Source organism: Sinorhizobium sp. 7-81 (assembly GCF_030124405.1).
Taxonomy (GTDB): domain Bacteria; phylum Pseudomonadota; class Alphaproteobacteria; order Rhizobiales; family Rhizobiaceae; genus Sinorhizobium; species Sinorhizobium psoraleae.
Genome location: NZ_JASKLT010000055.1, coordinates 1 through 2,090, shown reverse-complemented (window position 1 = coordinate 2,090; position 2,090 = coordinate 1). Strand labels below are relative to the sequence as shown.

The window sequence follows — 2,090 nt, the reverse complement described above, 5'->3', positions numbered from 1 at the left end:
CGAACACTCATGGTCTCAACCACGCTTCACGTCGCCAGTCTTCCTTCCAAACGTTGACGTTTGACCAGCATCCCAAGAGGCGACGACTGTCGCATCTCTCTTATGTTCGTATGCAAGCTCTTTAGTCGTGCTTTTTTCCTTCCGGCTTTGATGACGAAAGCACATGGGTGAAGCTGTTGAACAAAGGAGGAGACAGGGCGTTTTGACGACGGCTGGCATACTCTTATGCGCGGGCTGGGTACCGCATTTCCGTATGTTCGTCTGGGGCTGCCTCTATCTAACGTCGGGCATGGATTTTATCCGCCACATAGAGATGGCGAGGGTTCCCCACCGGAACCCTGCCTCCATCTTTGTTCAACAGCAGATGGTTTGCTTCTCGACTGGTTTGTCGCGCTGCACCGACGATAGGCTTTAGATTTTTGCTGTGGGAGCGACCTCCTGTCCAATCGCCCAAAGAAAAGCTGCCATCTCCCGGGCAATGGCGGTGACCGCGACGACCTTCGGCTTGCCTGCTGCCATCAGCTTGCGATAGCGCGCGCAGAGTCGCACCTGGCCTTTCCAGGCAATTTCTCGAACGCTCCTTGGTAATCCCTCCAGCCGCGCTTGGATCGTCGGGCTTACACGTGCAGGGAAGCGATATGTCCAGGCGCCTTCGATAAGGACCCGACGCGCCCTTGTGTTGCCTGCCTTGGTGATCCCACCACGCTTGACCCGTTCGCCCGTCGAGCTTTCCGACGGCACAAGACCAAGATACGCCATCAACTGACGGGGATTATCAAAGCGCCTGACGTCGCCGATTTCGACCACGAAGGTGACCGCGGTCATGAATGCAACACCGCGCATTGCTTGGTAGGCGGCCACAACTGGGGCCATCGACCAGGATGTTGCGGTCTCCACCACCAGCTCGGTCAGCCGGCCCAGACGCACGCCTGCATCCTCGATGGCCTGGCAATATTCCGCCAACAGGATGTGGTGGGCGGGATGATCGAAGGCTTGGCACGTCAGCCATCTTGTATGGGCGCGCGTCCATGGTTTGCGGCCGGTATAGATCCGGCCATGACGCAACAAGAAAGACTGAAGTTGCTGGCGCGCCTGTTTCAGCGCATCGCTGGCCGCCTCGCGAGCGCGCACCAGGTCGCGGATCGCCTCATGAGCTTCATCCGGAATCCAGACCGCGGTCAGCTCGCCCGCGCGGTGCAGGCGCGCCAGGCTTACGGCATCCCGCCGGTTCGTCTTCACCCGGTCGCCCGCTCGCTTGGGCACCAGAGACGGCGCCACCACCACGCAGTCATGCCCCAGCTCGACAATTTGACGGTAAAGGCCGTAGCCGGTGGGACCCGCCTCATAGCAAAAGTGAAGCGTGGCTCCGCGCTTCGAAAGCTTGTTGACCAGCGATGCCACAGACGCCGGCTCGGAAGAGATGTCGCCGAAAAACCGAATCTCGCCGTTGCGTTCTCCTTCGGCAACGGCCACTGAAATCTTCAACTTGGACGTATCCAAGCCGATGAAAATTACGCTATCTTTTGTCATGGTTCGCCCTCGTTAAACTATGGGGCTCGGCTTTGGCTCTATCCAGAGCAACCCCCGAATTTAGTTTACCGCGGGGGCGGGCCACCGCCCACGAACTGGCTCATATGTCGCATCTCTAAAATGCCGCTACATGTTTTGTCAAAGCTATTTAAAGAAGAGACAAAGTAGTCAACTTAGAAACGCGACATCATCATACTCGTTATTACTGCGCTCGCAAGTGAACATATTTGCACAGTACGCAAACGCAAGCCGCCGACCGGCTGAAGCTGGTCAGGGTTGCGCAGGCCGGTCGGCGGCGGATGGCTCCAGCTGCAAAATAAACTTTAGCTTTGACAGCCCGCTCGCCCGATCACTCCGCCGCTTTCAGCCGCGCAAGGGCTTGCTGCCGCCGGGCGATGACGACAGGATCGTTGGTGAAATCCGTCCTTGGACCCGGCTTGCGGCCACGCTTCTGATAGCCATTGCTCTGGCTGCCATCGCGAATGCCGAACATATGGTCCGTCTGGCCGGTGCGGCGCGGTCCGCCGTTGCTGCGCTGTTGCTCTCGCCCGGCCTGCATC

1 protein-coding gene and 1 pseudogene are annotated in these 2,090 nt (G+C 58.6%); both read right to left on the bottom strand.

From position 1 onward, the window contains the following. Positions 1-411 precede the first annotated feature (411 nt). Positions 412-1,530, bottom strand: a complete 1,119-nt coding sequence (locus QN224_RS33415; RefSeq protein WP_283980152.1) for an IS110 family transposase — start codon at positions 1,528-1,530, stop codon at positions 412-414. A gap of 349 nt (positions 1,531-1,879) precedes the next feature. Next, positions 1,880-2,090, bottom strand: a pseudogene (locus QN224_RS33410) (ISNCY family transposase); the annotation flags it as partial.